This window comes from Acetobacter sp. JWB (genome assembly GCF_003323795.1).
Taxonomy (GTDB): Bacteria; Pseudomonadota; Alphaproteobacteria; order Acetobacterales; family Acetobacteraceae; genus Acetobacter; species Acetobacter oryzifermentans.
The window spans coordinates 867989-885173 of record NZ_CP030871.1; the positions used below are offsets into that span (position 1 = coordinate 867989).

17 protein-coding genes are annotated in these 17185 nt (G+C 55.4%); 11 read left to right on the forward strand and 6 right to left on the reverse strand.

From position 1 onward, the window contains the following. Nucleotides 1–3: 3 nt before the first annotated feature. Together DS739_RS04155 and DS739_RS04160 are read left to right on the forward strand one after the other, a co-directional pair. Nucleotides 4–2091 carry a lysylphosphatidylglycerol synthase domain-containing protein gene (locus DS739_RS04155; RefSeq protein WP_006116199.1) on the forward strand — a complete coding sequence of 696 codons (2088 nt, stop codon included), beginning with the start codon at nt 4–6 and terminating at the stop codon, nt 2089–2091. 57 nt (nt 2092–2148) lie between these two features. Next, a complete protein-coding gene (locus tag DS739_RS04160; RefSeq protein ID WP_006116198.1) occupies nt 2149–2886 on the forward strand; it encodes a MarC family protein in 738 nt (245 codons plus the stop codon). Between the two features lie 14 nt (nt 2887–2900). Here DS739_RS04160 and DS739_RS04165 read toward each other — a convergent pair whose 3' ends face one another. Next, a complete protein-coding gene (locus DS739_RS04165) occupies nt 2901–3722 on the reverse strand; it encodes a 23S rRNA (adenine(2030)-N(6))-methyltransferase RlmJ (RefSeq protein ID WP_006116197.1) in 822 nt (273 codons plus the stop codon). After that, on the reverse strand, nt 3719–4825 hold the full coding sequence (tsaD, locus tag DS739_RS04170; RefSeq protein WP_035354002.1) for a tRNA (adenosine(37)-N6)-threonylcarbamoyltransferase complex transferase subunit TsaD: 1107 nt from the start codon (nt 4823–4825) through the stop codon (nt 3719–3721). Before tsaD ends, DS739_RS04165 begins: the two co-directional genes overlap by 4 nt. 145 nt (nt 4826–4970) lie before the next feature. Between tsaD and hemC the strand changes: the two genes are divergently transcribed. Together hemC and DS739_RS04180 are read left to right on the forward strand one after the other, a co-directional pair. Next, the gene (gene hemC, locus DS739_RS04175) at nt 4971–6044 is read left to right on the forward strand and encodes a hydroxymethylbilane synthase (RefSeq protein WP_035353999.1); all 1074 of its coding nucleotides are present in this window, start codon (nt 4971–4973) and stop codon (nt 6042–6044) included. 9 nt (nt 6045–6053) lie between these two features. Continuing rightward, nucleotides 6054–6782 carry a uroporphyrinogen-III synthase gene (locus tag DS739_RS04180; protein ID WP_006116194.1) on the forward strand — a complete coding sequence of 243 codons (729 nt, stop codon included), beginning with the start codon at nt 6054–6056 and terminating at the stop codon, nt 6780–6782. Nucleotides 6783–6845: 63 nt separating this feature from the next. Here the strand turns inward: DS739_RS04180 and secB are convergent, their stop codons facing one another. Continuing rightward, nucleotides 6846–7343 (reverse strand): protein-export chaperone SecB, encoded by a 498-nt coding sequence (gene secB / locus DS739_RS04185; protein ID WP_003628317.1) that lies wholly within the window; start codon nt 7341–7343, stop codon nt 6846–6848. A 124-nt stretch (nt 7344–7467) separates the two neighbouring features. Beyond that, nucleotides 7468–8100 (reverse strand): histidine phosphatase family protein, encoded by a 633-nt coding sequence (locus tag DS739_RS04190; RefSeq protein ID WP_006116191.1) that lies wholly within the window; start codon nt 8098–8100, stop codon nt 7468–7470. Between the two features lie 46 nt (nt 8101–8146). Here DS739_RS04190 and DS739_RS04195 point away from each other — a divergent pair, with 46 nt between their 5' ends. The 4 genes from DS739_RS04195 to DS739_RS04210 all read left to right on the forward strand — a co-directional run bounded on the left by DS739_RS04195 (nt 8147) and on the right by DS739_RS04210 (nt 12011). Continuing rightward, nucleotides 8147–8827, forward strand: coding sequence for a Tim44/TimA family putative adaptor protein (locus tag DS739_RS04195; protein ID WP_035353993.1), 681 nt, complete (start codon nt 8147–8149; stop codon nt 8825–8827). Then, on the forward strand, nt 8824–9681 hold the full coding sequence (locus DS739_RS04200; protein WP_006116189.1) for a site-specific DNA-methyltransferase: 858 nt from the start codon (nt 8824–8826) through the stop codon (nt 9679–9681). The genes DS739_RS04195 and DS739_RS04200 overlap by 4 nt, the downstream gene beginning before the upstream one ends. A 134-nt stretch (nt 9682–9815) precedes the next feature. Then, nucleotides 9816–11246, forward strand: a complete 1431-nt coding sequence (locus DS739_RS04205; protein ID WP_006116187.1) for a cytochrome-c peroxidase — start codon at nt 9816–9818, stop codon at nt 11244–11246. 132 nt (nt 11247–11378) lie between these two features. After that, nucleotides 11379–12011 carry a Smr/MutS family protein gene (locus tag DS739_RS04210; protein WP_006116185.1) on the forward strand — a complete coding sequence of 211 codons (633 nt, stop codon included), beginning with the start codon at nt 11379–11381 and terminating at the stop codon, nt 12009–12011. Here the strand turns inward: DS739_RS04210 and DS739_RS04215 are convergent. Both DS739_RS04215 and hemF read right to left on the reverse strand, forming a co-directional pair. After that, nucleotides 11991–13205 (reverse strand): hypothetical protein, encoded by a 1215-nt coding sequence (locus tag DS739_RS04215; protein WP_006116184.1) that lies wholly within the window; start codon nt 13203–13205, stop codon nt 11991–11993. The two genes, DS739_RS04210 and DS739_RS04215, sit on opposite strands and share 21 nt — an antisense overlap. 10 nt (nt 13206–13215) lie before the next feature. Further along, on the reverse strand, nt 13216–14130 hold the full coding sequence (gene hemF, locus DS739_RS04220) for an oxygen-dependent coproporphyrinogen oxidase (protein WP_035353990.1): 915 nt from the start codon (nt 14128–14130) through the stop codon (nt 13216–13218). A gap of 138 nt (nt 14131–14268) precedes the next feature. On the opposite strand from hemF, the gene DS739_RS04225 reads away from it, so the two are divergent. Genes DS739_RS04225 through DS739_RS04235 form a run of 3 tightly spaced genes read left to right on the forward strand, consistent with a single transcriptional unit; the run spans nt 14269 to nt 17151 of the window. Next, a complete protein-coding gene (locus tag DS739_RS04225) occupies nt 14269–15492 on the forward strand; it encodes a cytochrome b (protein WP_006116182.1) in 1224 nt (407 codons plus the stop codon). Then, nucleotides 15489–16280 (forward strand): cytochrome c1, encoded by a 792-nt coding sequence (locus tag DS739_RS04230; RefSeq protein ID WP_081461442.1) that lies wholly within the window; start codon nt 15489–15491, stop codon nt 16278–16280. The genes DS739_RS04225 and DS739_RS04230 overlap by 4 nt, the downstream gene beginning before the upstream one ends. Continuing rightward, nucleotides 16267–17151, forward strand: a complete 885-nt coding sequence (locus DS739_RS04235; protein ID WP_006116180.1) for an S-methyl-5'-thioadenosine phosphorylase — start codon at nt 16267–16269, stop codon at nt 17149–17151. Before DS739_RS04230 ends, DS739_RS04235 begins: the two co-directional genes overlap by 14 nt. Nucleotides 17152–17185: the final 34 nt, after the last annotated feature.

Genomic DNA, 17185 nt, shown 5'->3' on the forward strand with positions numbered 1-17185 from the left:
TACATGACGCAGACCCCACCCCCACCAGCTCCCCCTTCTTCGCTTCCGGGCGGAGGGGGATGGAAAAAGTGGCTCAAGCATCTGCCGCATATTCTTGGTTTGCTGCTTATGGTGGCCGCCATTGTGGTGGTGCAGCACGAACTGCGGCATCTGCGCATTTCAGACATCCGCCACGCTATGGAGGCTATTCCGGCCCGGCAGATGTGGATGGCGGTTGGCTGCACGCTGCTGTCTTATTTTATCTTGTCCTTTTATGATCAGCTTGCTGTCATTCAGGTAGGGTATCGTAAGCTGCCTTTCCGGCGGGCAGCTTTTGCGGCGTTCTGTTCCTATGTGCTTTCACACAATCTGGGCTTTTCCGCTGTATCTGGCGCTGCCGTGCGGTATCGGCTTTACCGCAACTGGGGCCTTAATTCCTTTGCCATAGCCCAGATTATTGCCTTTTGCTCCGCCACTTACCTGTTGGGTGCTGCGGTGCTGATAGGTGCCGTGTTGATCTGGGAACCCACAGTGTTGCCAGGCATTGGCCACCGCGTGCCCGCATCTGTGCTGGCGGTTATTGGCGCGCTGATGTGGTGCGGCGTGGCGGCTTACATCGGGCTGGCGTTTAAGGTGCGGGAATTCCGCTTCCGTAAATGGGTGGTGGAACTGCCATCCCCCCGTATGGCCATTATGCAAACACTGGTGGCTACGGCAGAGGTTGCGGCTACGGCCAGCATTGCTTTTGTGCTGCTTCCCCCCAGTGCTGGGGTAGATTTTGGCTCGTTTCTGGCCATTTACATTGCATCTTATACAGCCGGGCTGGTGGCCAGTGTGCCGGGTGGTTTGGGCGTGTTTGATGGGGCCATGCTACTGGCTTTAGGCCCTTATATGCCTGCGCCACAAATTTTGGGCATGGTGCTGATTTTCCGGCTTTTCTATTACATTATTCCGTTGTTTCTGGCGGGTATCATGTTTGCCGGGCATGAGCTGTTTTTGCGTGGCGATGCTGCTCTGGCAGAAAAGAAAAACCGCAAGATACAAAATAACCCAGATGCCGCCACGGCTCCTATGCCCATGCAGCGCAGGCCCAGCCAAGTGGTGCGAGAAAGTGAAGCCGCTTTTTCTGTAGCTGTGGCAACGGGCACGGTTTCACTTTGCGGGGTGATGCTGATCTGTCTGGTGATGCTGGACCCCGTGCCCAAATTTGCCATGGTGCCAGAAAGCCTGCTGACAATGGCCCGTGTGGGCGGCAACTATGTGCTTTCCCTTATGGGGGTGGTGCTTATCAGCTTGGCTATCGGGCTTTCCCAGCGGGTTACGCTGGCATGGCGTGGAGCACTTTATCTGCTGCTTACCGCAACTGTGCTAACATTTTTACGGGGCAATACATTTTTTGTGCCGGTTATGCTGGGGCTTTCCGCGCTGTTTATTGCGCCGTTCCGCTCCTGCTATTACCGGCACGCGCGGCTTTTGAGCGAACCTCTCTCCACCGGCACTCTACTATCTTTGCTGCTGTTATTTGGGTGCGTCATCGCGTTGGCAACACGGCATGATACATCTGGCAGTTGGTGGCAGATGATGTTGGCTACGCAGGCCCGTGGCTCGGTCAGATGGACCATTGCGCTTTCCGTAGGGCTAGCACTGTTTGTTGTGGCGCGGTTGATGTGGCCGGGGCGTATTATCGTGCGTGAGTGGGATGAAGACGCCTACACACACTATAAAAATCTGGATCATGCTCTGCCAGATATTCAGGCCTTCCGGCCGCAAGGGTATGTTACGGGGGAAGCGGGAGAGGCCATTCTGCCGCTTTACCGGAGAGATAGCTATCTGGTGGCATTGGGTGATCCGGCAGGGGGAGAAGCAGACAGCATTTCTGCTATCTGGAAATTTCGGGATCTAGCCTTGCAGGAAGGCCTCAAACCCGTGTTCTGGCAGGTGGGGGATGACTTCCTGCGCATTTACGATGATATCGGGCAGAGTGTATGGACACTTAATGATGGCAGCAAATTTAATTTCTGCTATCCAGCGAACGATATTGCGCAGGCATCACGCTTTGTTAGAACGTACAAGGGTGGTGCGGGCAATTTGGTGCCATCAGATTTTTCGTGATTAAATGGTGTTTCCTCGGGTAGAGGGCGGATGCCTCGGACAGAACGGTGAGGGGTTATGTCAGCTCATTTTCCCGCAATGCTGTTAACGGCAACAGCATTTACATCCTCTATTTCCTCGTTTCTGCTGGCGTTTCCTGCGTTGTTTTCCATCGTCAATCCGTTTGGGGCTGCGCTTATTTTTGCGCAGGCAACGGCAGGCCGCTCGCAAACTGAAATTATGGCACTGGCGCGGCTGGTGTCTTTTTATTCCCTCTGCCTCATTATGGCTTCGCTTTGGCTGGGCAGTATGGTGCTGGCGTTTTTCGGTATTACCGTAAACGCGCTGCGGGTTGCGGGCGGGCTGGTTGTGGCTGTGCGTGCGTGGGATCTGCTGCAAAGCCCGGAAACGGTTGAAGCGCAAAAGGAAAAGCAGGCCTTACAAGGTGGCCGTACGGTGATGGCCCCCAATTGGGCCGATGCTGCGTTTTTCCCGCTTGCCATGCCATTTACGGTGGGGCCAGGCACAATTGCTGTGGCTATTGCCCTTGGTTCTGGCTGCCCATCGGATGAGCCTTTTTGGGCATACACCATTGGCACCACGTTGGCTGGTGTATGCGTGGTGGCTATTGTGTGGGCCGCCTATTCTGGTGCGGATAAGCTGGTATCCATGCTGGGTGTTACCGGCACGCGTATTGTTAGCCGTATGGCTGCGCTGGTGCTGCTGTGTATTGGCGTGCAGATTCTGGCCGCAGGTGTGCAGGGCTTTGCCATAGATATGTGGCGGCACCTGCTGGCCATAAAATTACACGCGTAACGCCATTAAAGGCGTTATTCTGCCACAAGCTGGGTTACGCAGCTTTCATGCGCGCCCAGCGCGTGTTGCAGTTGTTCAAGCTGTGCACTTGCTTTTTCTGCAAAGCCAAAAGGCGGGCGTATAACAAGTAAGCCCGCGCCGTTAAGCTGATCCGGGTTGTGCGGTGGCTGCATAAGTAACTCCGCCACGCAGATATTGCGGATACCGGTGGCCATTAACGTTTCATGAAAAATACGAACGGGCGTGCGGTGCTTGATGGGATACCAAATGGCAATAATGGCATTGGCAAAGCGGGCCTGAATGGTCTGCACGGCTTGTGCAAGCCGGTCGAATTCCCCCGGTTCTTCAAATGGCGGATCAATCAGAATAAGCCCGCGCTTGGCGGTTTTGGGTGGAAGCAGGGCGCGCAGGGCTTCATAGGCATCTCGCTCGTGCACCGTTACATTTGGGGTGTTGGTAAATAGCCGGTAGAGGCTGCGCTTATCTTCCGGGTGTTTTTCGCAACAAATGAGTGAATCCTGCGTTCGCAGCATCTGCGCAATAATGAGCGGAGAACCGGGATAAAACTCTGGGCCGCCCGCTTGTTTTACCTGTTCCAGCCAATCTGCCAGTGGGCTGGCAGCATCTTCATGCCACAGCTTGCCTATGCCATCTTGCCATTCCTGCGTTTTTTCAGCTTCGGGGCTGTGCAGATCATACCGCCCGATACCGGCATGTGTATCCAACACCATAAAGGGCGCAGGTTTGCGTAAAAAGCTTTGCAGCAAGGTGACAAGCAAGGCGTGCTTTATGCAGTCGGCAAAGTTACCGGCGTGGTAGGCGTGGCGGTAGTTCATGTGGTGGGTGTTTCTGCTTCAAAACGGCTGGCCATGTCTTCTAGTGGCCAGCGCGGGCGGGGGCGTAGGGCGTTATCGTTTATGGGGGGCAGGTGGCGTGTGGCGGCTTCCTGCCACGTTTCCAAGGCTGCCCAACCCACCATAACGGCATTATCCGTGCACAAGCGTAAAGGGGGAGCTGCAAAGCGTAGGCCGCGTTGTGCGGCTGTTTTTTCTAAAGCCGCACGCAAAACTGTATTGGCAGCCACGCCACCAGCAGCCACCAACAGTTTGGCTTCGGGCATCATATCTAGTGCGTGCTCAATACGGTTGGTCACTACATCGGCTACGGCTTGCTGAAAGGAGGCCGCCAGATCTGCCGCAAACTGGCGGGGCAAAGGCGCCTTGCCAAAAGGTGCGAGCTTTTGGGAGATGGCGGTTTTTAGGCCGGAGAAAGAAAAATCGCAGCCCTCACGCCGCCAGAGGGGGCGGGGTAGGGTGATGGCTTTGGGGTTGCCTTCCCGCGCCAGTTTTTCCAGTTCCGGGCCGCCGGGCCAGCCAAGACCCAGCATTTTGGCAACTTTATCAAACGCTTCACCGGCGGCATCATCAATCGTGCCGCCTAGCTTGCGGTAATGGCCTACGCCTTCCACTGCAATGCATTGGCAATGGCCACCAGAAACCAGCAGCAGCAGGTAAGGGAAGGGGGCGCCATCGGGCACAACACCGGGTAGCCGCGCCGTAAGGGCATGGGCTTCCACATGGTTGACTGCTACAAACGGAATACCCAGCGCCAATGCCAGCCCCTTGGCAAAACCGCTGCCCACAATCAGCCCGCCAATAAGCCCCGGCCCGGTGCTGGCGGCAATGAAAGACAGAGTCGCGGGGGGGATGTTGGCATCCTGCAAAGTGGCCCGAACCAGATTCGGCAGTAGGGCCAAATGAGCGCGTGCCGCAATTTCTGGCACCACGCCACCAAAATCTGCATGCCCATCCTGAGAAATAACACGCTGCGCCAGCACGGTGCCATCAGGGGCCAAAATGGCGCATGCGGTTTCATCGCAAGAAGATTCAATGGCCAGTATTGGGCCATCTGGCCTGCGGTTTTGTGCGGTTTCGTTCATGGACGCATCATGCAAAACGGCGTATCCTTACGGTAACGCAATAGGTGGACGGGGGCGGAATGTTTTTTCGGTCGCGCAAGTTTTTCAGACCAGCCGGGCATCATCACTTCTTGTCCTTTCTCTACTCCCGGTAATAGACACTCTTATGGATTCAGCCTACCCTTCCTCATCCGCCCCTTCTCCTGCGTTGCAGGAACTTGCGGCGGAAGCGGCGGCCCGCCAGAAAAAGGCAAGTGGCCATTCTGGGCGCCGCACCCTGCCTTTGCGTGTTGGCACGCGGGGTTCGCCCCTTGCGCTGGTGCAAACGCGCGCCTTCCTTACCACATTGACACGCTTCTGCCCCGTCTTGCGGGATATGGGTGCGTTTCAGGAACACCAGATTAACACCACGGGTGATCAGGTGCAAAATCGGCGTTTGGCCGAAATTGGTGGTAAAGGCCTGTTTGCAAAGGAAATTCATGAAGCCCTAGCCGATGGGCGGATTGATTTTGCCGTGCACAGCCTTAAGGACTTGGAAACCACGCTGCCCCCCGGCCTTGTGCTGGCCTGCACCCTTAAGCGGGAAGATGCGCGTGATGCCCTTATCCTTAGCCCCGGCCTTGCGCAGTCCGACCCGGATGATCCGTATTCCGCCCTGCCAGAAGGTGCGCTTGTAGGCTGCGCATCTGTGCGTAGGCAGGCACAGATGCTGCATGTGCGGCCAGACCTGCAATTTGGCCTGCTGCGTGGCAACGTGCAAACCCGACTCGATAAACTCGCTGCCCATCAGTGTCAGGCTACGTTGCTGGCTCTGGCCGGGCTAAAGCGCCTTGGCATGGCAGAGCGTGCCAGCATTGTGCTGGATCCCACAGTTATGGTGCCAGCCGCAGGGCAGGGCATTGTAGGCGTAACCGTGCGCGAAGATGATGTTGAACTGCGCGAACTGTTATCTGCAATTGAAGATTACGAGGCCCGCGCTGTTGCCACGGCAGAGCGTTCTTTGTTGGCGGAACTGGATGGCTCCTGCCGTACGCCTATCGGTGGCTATGCACAGCTTCTTCCCGCCGAAGAGGGGAAAGACCCCAAGCTGCATCTTACGGGCCTTGTTGCGCGTGAAGATGGGTCTTTCCTGTTAAAGCGTAGCATTACTGGCATGCCGGAAGATGCTGCAAGGCTGGGTAAGGAGCTGGGTGAAAGCCTGCGCAAAGATAGCCCTTCTGATATTTTTGAGGAAAACTGAGGTAACGCCATGCGTCCGCGTGGTGTGATTGTCACACGCCCGGAACCGGGGTTGAGTGAAACAATGGCAGCCGTTGCGGATGCAGGCTGGCTGCCATTGGCCTCACCTGCATTGGTTGTGCAGCGGCATACGCTGCGTCTGCCCCAAAAATTACCCGCAGCCATATTGCTTACCAGTGGGCAGGCTGTTTCTGCTGTGGTTGTAGCCGCACAGCAGGCCAAAGCGCTGGATATGCCGGTTTACGCAGTAGGGGATCGTACAGCCCAACGCGCGCGTGATGCCGGGTTTACATGTGTGAAAAGCGCAGATGGTGATGCCCGTGCGCTTGTCTCGCTTTTACAAACCCACCAACAGCCAGAACAAGGCAGCCTGCTGCTTTGCTCTGGGGCAAGGCAGGGCGTAGAGCTTGCGGCTTGGTGCAGGCAGGCGGGGTTTAAGGTTATGCGCCGCGTTGTGTATGCGGCCAAACCGATCCAGAAAATAACCGAACAAACGCGTACAGCCATTCAGGCTGCCAAGGTAGCGGTCGTTCTGTTTTTTTCAGCAGAAAGTGCAGCAGGCTGGTTGGCAGCTTTGCCAGAAGCCGAGCAAAAGAGGCTGGCAGCGCAGGCGCGTGCGGTGGTGATATCTGGCCGTGTGGCAGATGTTTTGCGTAACGCGGGTTGGCACGATGTGCATATAGCGGCCCATGTTTCTGCCGCAGCGATTATGGAAGCTCTGGGGCTATATCACGTATAAAAAAAACCTCCGCACCCGTAAGTGCGAAGGCTTTTTGCAACCTTTAAAGCAAAGGCAACGAGATTATGCGTGGCCTGCTGCTTCGGGGAATTCTGCGCGGCGTGCCTGCCACAGAGCCACAAAGTCGATCGGCTGTAGCACGATGGGCGGGAAGCCGCCATCACGCGTTACATCGCTGATGATGTTACGGGCGTAGGGGAAGATCAGGCGCGGCACTTCAACCAGCAGGATCGGTTCGATCAGTTCCTGCGGCGGGTTGGTAAGCGTTACGACAGCGGCGTAAACCAGCTCGGTCAGGAACACAGTGCGGCCGGCGGGGCCACCTTCCTTTTCCGGGGCTTCCTTGGCTTCTGCCTTAATGGACAGAACAACCTCGTAAACCATCTGGTCATCCTGCAGGCGGTTGGCCTGCACATCAATGTTCACGCCAATCTGGGGCTGGCTGCGCAGGGTGGCAAAAATTTCTGCACCAACCGGCACTTCAAACGACAGATCGCGGGTGTACTGCAAATTAACGGCAAGCGGCAGTGCGGGTGGGGCACTCTGTTCTGTTTCAGACATCGGTTCTGCTTTCGTCAGCTTCAACTTTGGATACCCTTCGCGGTAGCATGCCCGCAGGCATCCGCCAACTGTAAGCGGCATGTTTGGCAGGGTATCTGGGCTGTGCGGGGCGTTTTATGCGCGCTTAGGGGGAAAAATGTTGCCAGTCTCCATTTTCAAAACTCTCCCCTGTCAGGCTCAGCAAAAACCACCAATGAGAGACCACAAGAGTTTCGGATGCTCTGGCATCCTGCGCCATAATCTGGCGGAACTGTTGCGCCCGGTTTTCCAGGCTTGCGCTGCTTTCTGGCAGCGGAGACCACCAGTGTTCATCTATGTGGGCAAAATCCAGATGTGGCCATGCTGATGCTAAAACAGAGGCTGGTGTACCTTTATCGCAGGAATACATGCCGCGTTCGCGCACAAGCGGCATAATTTGTGGGGTAATGCCCAACCGCTGCGCCAAAGGCGTGGCAGTTTGCAGCGCACGTGTGAAGGGGGAAACCAGTATGCGCCGGATTCCCCTATCCGCCAGTTTCAGGCCCAGTTCCTGCGCGTGGGCCTTGCCTTCAGCAGAAAGATGTGGGTCTTCCAACCCCGGATCTCCCCCATGAAGGTTGTAATGGCGGTTGAATTCGCTTTCGCAGTGTCGCAGGATAATCATGATACCCGCAAGGTAGGAAGCATAATGCCCCTTTAGCAAGAGGGCAGGTGATTGTATCCCCCCATGCGCGTGACTATGTGATAAGTAACACGCGATTCTCCGGTTCTGTTTCATGTACTATGGCAGAACAGGCGCAAGGTTTTTGGTGGACGTAAGACAGATGGATTTTTCTCTCGGCCATTTCCCGGTCGATCTGGTGCTTCTGGCTCTGGTTGCGGCATTTCTGGTGCTGCGGTTGCGTAGCGTGCTGGGCAAGCGCGTGGGTATTCAGCCGGTACAGGTGCAGCTTCAGGTTCGGCCGGATGCAGCGCCCAGAGTGGTGGAAGGCAAGCCAGAACAGGCCGAAGCTGCGGCGGAATTTGATATTCCTGCCCCGGGTACGCGCGTGGGCACATTGCTGGCAGATATCCGGCAGAAAGATCCTTCTTTCACACCTCAGCAGTTTCTCAACGGTGCGCAAACTGCATTTGCGCAGGTGGTGGGGGCCTATGCACAAGGCAACCTGAATGTTCTGAAAACGTACCTTACACCTGCCGTTTTTTCTGCATTTGAGGCAGGCATTACAGCCCGCACCAATGCAGAAGAAACGCAGCGGACAGATGTTAAAGCCATTCGGTCTTTGGCAATTGAAGATGTGCGTCTAACACCCATGGAAGCCGGTACGGCAGCCGCTATTGATGTGCGTATTGTTTCGGACCAGATCAGCCTTGTGCTGAACAAGGAAGGGCAGCCGGTAACAGGTACGGATGCCGTAACCGAATTTTCCGATCTGTGGACTTTTGAGCGCTTGCTGGATGTAAATGGCAGCACATGGCGCCTTGCGGCGGCGCGTAGTGCGTGAAAGCTGCCAAAGGTAACGGGGCATCCCGCGCCAACACCACCCACACCAAACCACCACGCGCCCGCCGTTATAAAATTGGGCAGCAGGAAATAGTAATGGGTGATTGCCTGCGTGCGCTCAAGCGCGTGCCGGCGGAATCGGTGGATGTGGTTGTTACGTCTCCCCCTTATAATATCGGCCTGTCCTACCGTAGTTATCCGGACAGGCGGGAAGAAGAAGATTATCTGGACTGGATGCTGGAGGTTGCGCAGCAGTTGCAGCGCATCCTTAAGGATGATGGGTCATTCTTCCTGAATATTTCCGGCTCATCCGCACAACCTTGGTTGCCGTTTGAGCTGGCAGTGCGGCTGCGTGATCTGTTTGTGCTGCAAAACCATATTTCGTGGGTGAAATCCATTTCCGTGGGGGAAGATAGCTTCGGGCACTTCAAACCCATGAACAGCCAGCGGTTTCTGCACCGCGGGCATGAACATGTTTTCCACTTCACGCTGCACGGAGATGTGCGGCTTGATCGGTTACGTGCCGGGGTGCCGTATAAGGATAAATCCAACATTGCCCGCCGTGGCCACAGGCAGGATAGGCGCTGCCGGGGTGATACATGGTTTATCCCGTATGAAACCGTGCGGGGCCGGGCAGAAAAGTTTGATCACCCCGGCACCTTCCCCGTAGCGCTGCCTGAACAGTGTATTTTGTTGCATGGGCGAGAAGGTGCGCGCGTGCTTGATCCATTTATGGGCACGGGCACCACACTGCTGGCTGCCCAAAGGTTGGGCTGTTACGGGCTGGGGATGGAGTTGGACCCGGAATACGTGGCTATTGCCCGTGCGCGGCTGAAGGATGATTTGGCGTCCTGAACGCCTCATCATCGAAAAGATCAATCATTAAAATAAAAACAATCGTTTGGACATATTGATATGTATCAAACACAATACAGGTAACAGCGCATAAAAGCTATTCAATCAAGGCGTAGAAATTAGGAGACCGGGTTTTGAAACGATTAGTCGTGTCAGCAGTAGGTGTAGCTCTGCTGGCTTATGGTGGCACAGTCGCTTACCTGCAGCATTTTGACCACATTACAGCACCAGAATTACCAGCATCTTCCCCCACGCTGAAAGATCCCGTGGCGCTGGCAGCATTTAACGCCCTGCGTGAGGCGCGGTGTGATTACTGCCATGCCGAACAGCGTGATCTGCCGTTTTACTTCCGTGTGCCGGTTGCCAAAACGCTTATGGAAAAAGACCGTGCCAACGGGCTGCGTCATTTCCGTGTAGAACCAGTGCTGGATGCGTTTGAACAGGGCACTGTGCCTACGGAAGAGCAGCTTTCCCGCATTGAGGAAGTGATTACGCAAAACCGTATGCCACCCAACCTGTATCTGATGATGCACTGGCACGCCCACCTGTCTAATGCAGAGCGTGAAGCTGTGCTGAAATGGGTGCAGGATACACGCCGCAAAAACTACAACAACACAGGTGCGGCAGAGCAGTTTGCAGCAGAGCCTATTCGCCCTGTGCCAGAAAGCGTGGAAGCCAATCCGGCAAAATGGACGCTGGGGCGCAAGCTGTTCTTTGATAAGAGCCTGTCGGGCGATAACACGCTTAACTGCGCAAGCTGCCACGGGCTGGATACCGGCGGGGTGGATAATCTGGTTACAGCCACTGGCATTGGTGGGCAGAAAGGCCCCATCAACACGCCTACGGTGTATGATGCCTACTTTAAAATGGCGCAGTTCTGGAACGCCCGTGCCACCACGCTGGCAGATCAGGCCGCTGGCCCTGTTATGAATCCGGTGGAAATGGGTTCCCATAACTGGGAGGAAGTGGCCAACAAGCTGAACGCCAACCCGGAATACGCACCGCTGTTCAAGGAAGCATTTGGCCCCGATGCCAAGGTTGATGAAAAAACCATCACCACGGCTATTGGCGAGTTTGAAAAAACGCTGGTTACACCAAATGGTGCCTTTGATGAATACCTTAAAGGCAAACCGGATGCCATTAGCGAGCAAGCTAAACGTGGGTATGAACGCTTTAAGGCCATTGGCTGCTCTGGTTGCCATACCGGCATTGGGGCAGGTGGCCGCGGCATGGAAATCATGGGTCTTGAAGGGGATTATTTCAAAGACCGTGGAGGCAAGCTAACGGATGCTGATGAAGGCCGTTACGCGGTGACACATGAAGCGGGTGACATGAACCGTTTTGTTGTGCCCAATTTGCGGAATGTTGAGCTGACAGGCCCATACTTCCATGATGGCAGCGTAAAAACCTTGGATGAAGCCGTGCGCAAAATGGCCCGTTACCAAACCCCGGATCAGAACATCTCTGATCAGGATGTAGCGGACATTGTGGCCTTTCTGAAAACGCTGACAGGGCGTTACGATGGCAAGCTGCTTACCAACAGCAATCCAGCCGCCAAACAGTAAATCTGGCGTAAAAAAAGCAGCCTTCTAAATGGAGGCTGCTTTTTTCTTTTCTTGAAAGATGGCCCGCAGGCAGGTGATAACCAAGCCTGGCGGGCCATTTTTGGTTTTAAGGCATGAAACGTAGAGGGTGATGTGAACAGGCGTCGGCGGCACTTGCAAGAGGGGGAAAAGGCGTTATGGGCGCTGGTCGTGCGGGATGTGGCCCCCCTGCATGTGGCCGAACTTGTGCCACCCGCTGCACAGAACGAACCAGAGCCACAGGCTATTCCGCGTGCGCAGGCTAAGGTGGGCAAAAAGTCTCAGGCCAGTGGGCTTATGGCGTCTTCATCTGGTGGTGGAAGCAGTGTGGCGGAAGCCGGTTATGGTTTTATGGCTCCGCGTGCTTCAACTGCGGGCCCACGTGTGCAGCAGGCTCCGCGCCCGGCAGAAACTATAGGCAAACGCCAACCCGGAGTGGATGATTACAGTTGGCGGCGCTTTACCCAAGGCAGTTTCAAAGTAGAGCGTCGGTTGGATCTGCACGGTATGGTGGCGCAGGAAGCTTTCCATCGGCTGATGGAGTTTATGGACGTGGCTACCCATAGGGGTTTGCGCTGTGTGGAAATTATTACTGGTTTGGGCACAGGGCAGGAAGGCGGAATTTTACGGCGCGAATTGCCGCATTGGCTGGAAAGGCCAGAAATCCGCCGCCGCATTCTGGGGCTTACATATCCTCATGCAGGCAACCGAGGGTCTGTTCGCGTATTACTGCGTCGGCGGCGTTGAAAGTAGCGCCGGGGGCGTGGCATCGCGCCAGCGGGGCAGGCTTTGGGCAAACCAGCGGCGCAGCGCCATCAGCACGTGTGGCTCGGGCATAAGTGTTTCATAAAACGGGATACCAGCCGTGCCAGCCAGAATGGTTTGGTTTTCTGCCAATGCGGCTTGCTGAATGGCTGGGTGGTTTGCGCATATTTCAGCCGCATGGCGCCATTGGGCAATACTGTCTGGTTGCGTAAGGGCAGGCAGCACAAGCCCAGCACGCAAGCTGCACGCTGCGGCAATGGCCCCCCAAGCAGGTAGCAGAAACGCAGGTTGGGAATATTTGTGTTCCTGTTGCAGCACAGTGAGCAGATCCGGCGGCAGATTGGGCTGGTGGATCTGCATATCGGGCCGGGCGTTATTGATAAACAGGGGCGTAAAACCCGCAGCCTGTAAGGAGGCAATACGGCTGGGATAGCTGGCATCCAGCGGCAATTGGATAACGTCTGTCTGGCCTGCCTGTAACGTGGCCATTGCGGCTTCTGGCGTGGCATGTCCGGCTACAGGCTGGGGGCGCAAGCCCAACATATCCAGCGCCAGAACGGTGGTTAGCTCTGGCCCTGTTAGTTTGGAAACAGCAACACGCGTAAGCTGTCCGGTTAGACGAGCACGGAAAGACTGATGCAGGCTTACGCGCCCTACGGCAACGCTAGGTTGTGCCACCAGAAACACCGGGGCCCAGCGTCGATAATCAAAATGAATACGCGGCCCACCCAACATGGCAGAAAGTATAGCCGTACCAGGCACCATAAGCCCAACAGGGCCGGGGGTTGTTTGCTGCTGTGTATCAAACAGATTAGCCCCGGTTATGCCATCCCATCCGGTTGTAGGGGTAAGCTGTAAAGGCGGGCTAAGGTGTAGTTCTTCTTCTAATGCAGGCGCCAGCAAACTGGCCCAACGCCCACATTCTGAAGAAGTGGCGCCACCAATAATAAGCGCAGATCCGCTATCCGCACTGGTAGAAAGAGAATCCTCCGCATGTGCTGTGTGCGTGCCCGCCATAATGGCCGCACCGCTGCCTAGCAGAGTGCTTAGAAACATGCGGCGCGAAAATTGCCGTTCAGGCATCACAAAAAGTCGGGGCTGATCAGCGTGGGGCAAGCGCGGGAGATCCTCTTCCTGTTTCTCCATCATATTAAGCGCATATGAGGGAAGAATCACGCGTGTTTTATTATGGCCATTTTACTTCGGGCGGCATGCTCATCAGAATGGCTTCTGTATGGCCGCCGGTTTTCAGGCCGAACAACGTGCCTCTGTCATGTAGCAGATTGAATTCCACATAGCGGCCACGGCGGATAAGCTGGGCCTCACGCTGCTCTGGTGTCCAGGGTTCCATCATGCGGCTGCGAATAATTTCGGGAAACACGTTCAGAAAAGCCAAGCCTACATCTTTTGTAAAGGCAAAGTCTTCCTGCACATCACCACTGTTCAGCCGATCATAAAAAATACCGCCCAAACCGCGGGGTTCATTACGATGGGGTAGGAAGAAGTACTTGTCACACCATGCCTTGAAGCGCGGATAATATTCTGGGTCATGCGCGTTGCAGGCCTGAGCAAAAGCGGCATGAAAGCGTGCGGCGTCATCCTGCGCTTCTGCGCTGTCGGGAAACATGGGGGTAATATCCCCACCGCCACCAAACCAGCCTTTGGTGGTGATAATCATGCGGGTGTTAAAATGTGCGGCAGGTACAAGTGGGCTGCACATATGTGCCACCAGGCTGATACCCGTGGCAAAAAATGTGGGATCTTCTGCTGCGCCGGGAATAGTGGCAGCAAATTCCGGCGTAAAGGTGCCCTGCACGGTAGAAACGTTTACGCCCACTTTTTCAAAAACACGGCCATGCATTACGCTCATCACACCGCCGCCGCCGGGACTGCCATCTTCGTTCTGGCGGTTCCAGCTTTTGCGCTCAAAACGGCCTGCGGCTTCATGGCCGGGTAAAACGGGGCTGTTCTGTTTTACGGCGTCTTGCTCAATGGCTTCAAACGCCGCGCAAATTTTGTCGCGCAGGCTTTCAAACCATTGGCGGGCTGGTTCCCTCAGGGCTTGGTGGGCAGAAACATCAGCGGTGTTGGTGGGCGTCATGAACTGTCTTTTCCTCATCGTCCTTGCCTGAAGCTGCCATCTGCTTACAGGCTTTCAAGGGGTGCGCTTTCTGGCGCATCATTGCAAGATGAACCCGAACATCGTTAAACCAACAGCAGCTCTGCACGGGGCAGGAACATGTACCCTATAAGTGGCGTAAGGGGAGAAAAGGGCAAGATGGCAGCAACACCAGCCCGCCATACGGAGCAGGCAGAAAAGGAAGCGCGTTCCTTTTTACAGCAGGCGGGTGCTTATGCACGCCATTATGGACGCCTGCCTTTGCCCGCAGATCTGAACTGGTGGTGGGCCATTGGCGCCATGCTGGTGGCTGTTTTGGTGCTTATGCTATTCACGGGGCTAACCCTTACACTGGCGTACACGCCAGATGCCTCGCTTGCTTTCGGGTCAGTTGAGGCCATTGAACGCCGAATGCCTTCTGGCTGGTTGCTGCGCGCCATGCATATGACAGGGGCCTCGTTTTTTATGGCGGCCTTGTATGCGCATTTGTTGCGTGGGCTATATTACCGCACCTATTTGCCCCCACGGCGCGGGATATGGTTAAGCGGGTGTGGCTTGCTGGTTTTGGTAATGGTAACGGCATTTGCAGGCTATGTGCTGCCTTGGGGGCAGATGTCTTACTGGGGTGCAGATGTAGCCGCCAAGGCTGTAGGGGCCGTGCCATTTATAGGGCAGGGGCTGGAACAGGTTTTTCTGGGAGGTGAAAGCCCGGGCACGCCCACATTGCACCGTATGTTCACTCTGCACTTTTTGTTGGCATTTGTTATTATCGGGTTGGTTTTGGTGCATGTTGCTGTTGTGCATGCAAAGGGAAGTTCCAGCCCTTCCGTTCAACCCGAAATACGCCGGAAATATCTGCCATTTTACCCGTATTTTACCACGCGGGATATTCTGGCCATATTGGTTATGGCCTTGGGTTTTGTAGCAGTGATGTGCTTTTGGCCGGGGCTGATAACAGAGCCAGCCAATTATCGCCCAGCCAACCCGTTGCATACTCCAGCCGATATTGAACCCGAATGGTATTTTCTGCCGTTTTACGGAATGTTACAGGTTGTGCCTTCCAAGTTTTGGGGGCTGCTTGTTTCTGGCGGTGCGGTGGCCGTGCTGTTTGCTGTGCCGTGGTTGGATAAAGGAAGCCGCATAGCAAACAGCGGCGTGGCACGGTTAACGGATGCCGGGGCACTGCTGGCATGCGTAGGGGCGGCAGTTACTGCCGCAGCGGCTGGCGTTCATCATGCCCAAGGTGGGTGGCTTCTGGCGGGGCAGGCTGCCTGTTTGGTTTATTATTTGTATTTTCTGGTTTTTCTGCCCTTACGCACCCGTTTTGCCGGGAGGGAAGCATAATGGGGCAGAAAATACACTATACATTCTGGTTCCATGCCGGAGGGATGGTGCTTTTAGGCGCTTTGCTGCTGGGGCCAGACATTGCGCAGTCTGCACATGCGCAACCTGTTAAAGCGCCTGTGCAGGATTGGTCTTTTAAAGGGGCGCTGGGGCATTTTGATCTGCCATCTGTGCAGCGAGGATATGCCGTGTTTGCCGGGGTATGTGCCTCGTGCCACAGTTTGTCTGAAGTGCGTTTTTCCGACCTCACAGATATGGGGCTGACACTGGAAGAAGTGGGGGCTGTTGCCGCAACATGGCAGGTGGCAGACGGGCTGGACGCCGAAGGGCGGCTCAAACACCGTAATGCCCGGCCAGATGATGCGCTTTCATCCTCCTATTCCGGGCCGGAAGCTGCGCGTGCGGCCAATGGGGGCGTGGTGCCGCCTGATCTTTCGCGCATTGTGCAGGTTTACCCCGGTGGGGCAGATAGGCTTTTTGCACTGCTCACGGGCTATAAGCCAAATGCGGTGCGTGTGCCGGGCAAAGGGTTTGCCAATTCCTTCGCTATTGGCCATTACACCGCCATGCCGCCGCCTTTGCGTGAAGGTGCGGTAAAATATGCAGATAACACCCCCGCAACCGTTACGCAGGAAGCGCGGGATGTTACCACTTTTCTTGCGTGGGTTTCTGCACCGCATCAGGATACCCGCCGCCGTGTTGGCATAGGTGCAGGTTTGTATCTGTGCTTCCTTGCCGTGTTGTTTGTGATTTTAAACCGGAGACTCTGGTCGCATGTCAGAAAATGAAACTGTGGAACCCGTTATTGGCCTGATAGGCGGGTCTGGCCTGTATGATATTGACGGGTTGGAAGAAAAAGAATGGCGCACAGTAGAAACGCCTTGGGGCCTGCCTTCTGACCAGCTTCTTTTCGGGCGGCTGGATGGCGTGCGCTGCGTGTTTCTGCCGCGTCATGGCCGCGGGCACCCCATTCCACCCTCACGCCTGAACTATCGGGCCAATATTGCCGCCATGAAGATTTCTGGCGTGACAGACATTGTCTCACTTTCTGCTGTGGGATCTTTGAAAGAAGAACTACCGCCGGGGCATTTTGTGGTGATTGATCAATTTATTGATCGCACTATTGCACGTACCAAAAGCTTTTTTGATACAGGCTGTGTCGCGCATATTTCCATGGCGGACCCATTGTGCAACCGTGTGGGCGATGCGTTAAAGGCACAGGCAGATAAGCTGGGCATTACCGCAGTGCGTGGCGGCACCTATCTGGTTATGGAAGGCCCGCAGTTTTCAACCCGTGCAGAAAGCGAGCTATACCGGAGCTGGGGTTGCTCCGTTATCGGCATGACCAACATGCCAGAAGCTAGCTTAGCGCGTGAAGCCGAAATATGTTACGCCACGGTGGCTATGGTGACAGATTATGACTGCTGGCACACGGAGCATGACAACGTAACCGTAGAGAGCGTTGTAAAAACCATGCAGGCGAACTCGGCTAATGCCAAAGCGCTGATTAAAGCTGTTATTCCTGCTTTGGGTGGCAAGCGCCATAGCTGTAGCGCAGGCTGTGATCATGCATTGGAACACGCTATCATGACAGCGCCTTCTGTGCGTGACCCGGAACTGGTGGCAAAGCTGAAAACCATTGCGGGCCGCGTTCTGTAAAATTGTAAATACAAGGCATGAAGTATCAGGTTTT

Coding starts and splice junctions, on each gene's coding strand:
- DS739_RS04155 (WP_006116199.1), top strand. CDS start 4: ATGACGCAGACCCCACCCCCACCAGCTCCCCCTTCTTCGCTTCCGGGC.
- DS739_RS04160 (WP_006116198.1), top strand. CDS start 2,149: ATGTCAGCTCATTTTCCCGCAATGCTGTTAACGGCAACAGCATTTACA.
- DS739_RS04165 (WP_006116197.1), bottom strand. CDS start 3,722: ATGAACTACCGCCACGCCTACCACGCCGGTAACTTTGCCGACTGCATA.
- tsaD (WP_035354002.1), bottom strand. CDS start 4,825: ATGAACGAAACCGCACAAAACCGCAGGCCAGATGGCCCAATACTGGCC.
- hemC (WP_035353999.1), top strand. CDS start 4,971: ATGGATTCAGCCTACCCTTCCTCATCCGCCCCTTCTCCTGCGTTGCAG.
- DS739_RS04180 (WP_006116194.1), top strand. CDS start 6,054: ATGCGTCCGCGTGGTGTGATTGTCACACGCCCGGAACCGGGGTTGAGT.
- secB (WP_003628317.1), bottom strand. CDS start 7,343: ATGTCTGAAACAGAACAGAGTGCCCCACCCGCACTGCCGCTTGCCGTT.
- DS739_RS04190 (WP_006116191.1), bottom strand. CDS start 8,100: ATGAAACAGAACCGGAGAATCGCGTGTTACTTATCACATAGTCACGCG.
- DS739_RS04195 (WP_035353993.1), top strand. CDS start 8,147: ATGGATTTTTCTCTCGGCCATTTCCCGGTCGATCTGGTGCTTCTGGCT.
- hemF (WP_035353990.1), bottom strand. CDS start 14,130: ATGACGCCCACCAACACCGCTGATGTTTCTGCCCACCAAGCCCTGAGG.
- DS739_RS04225 (WP_006116182.1), top strand. CDS start 14,269: ATGTACCCTATAAGTGGCGTAAGGGGAGAAAAGGGCAAGATGGCAGCA.
- DS739_RS04235 (WP_006116180.1), top strand. CDS start 16,267: ATGTCAGAAAATGAAACTGTGGAACCCGTTATTGGCCTGATAGGCGGG.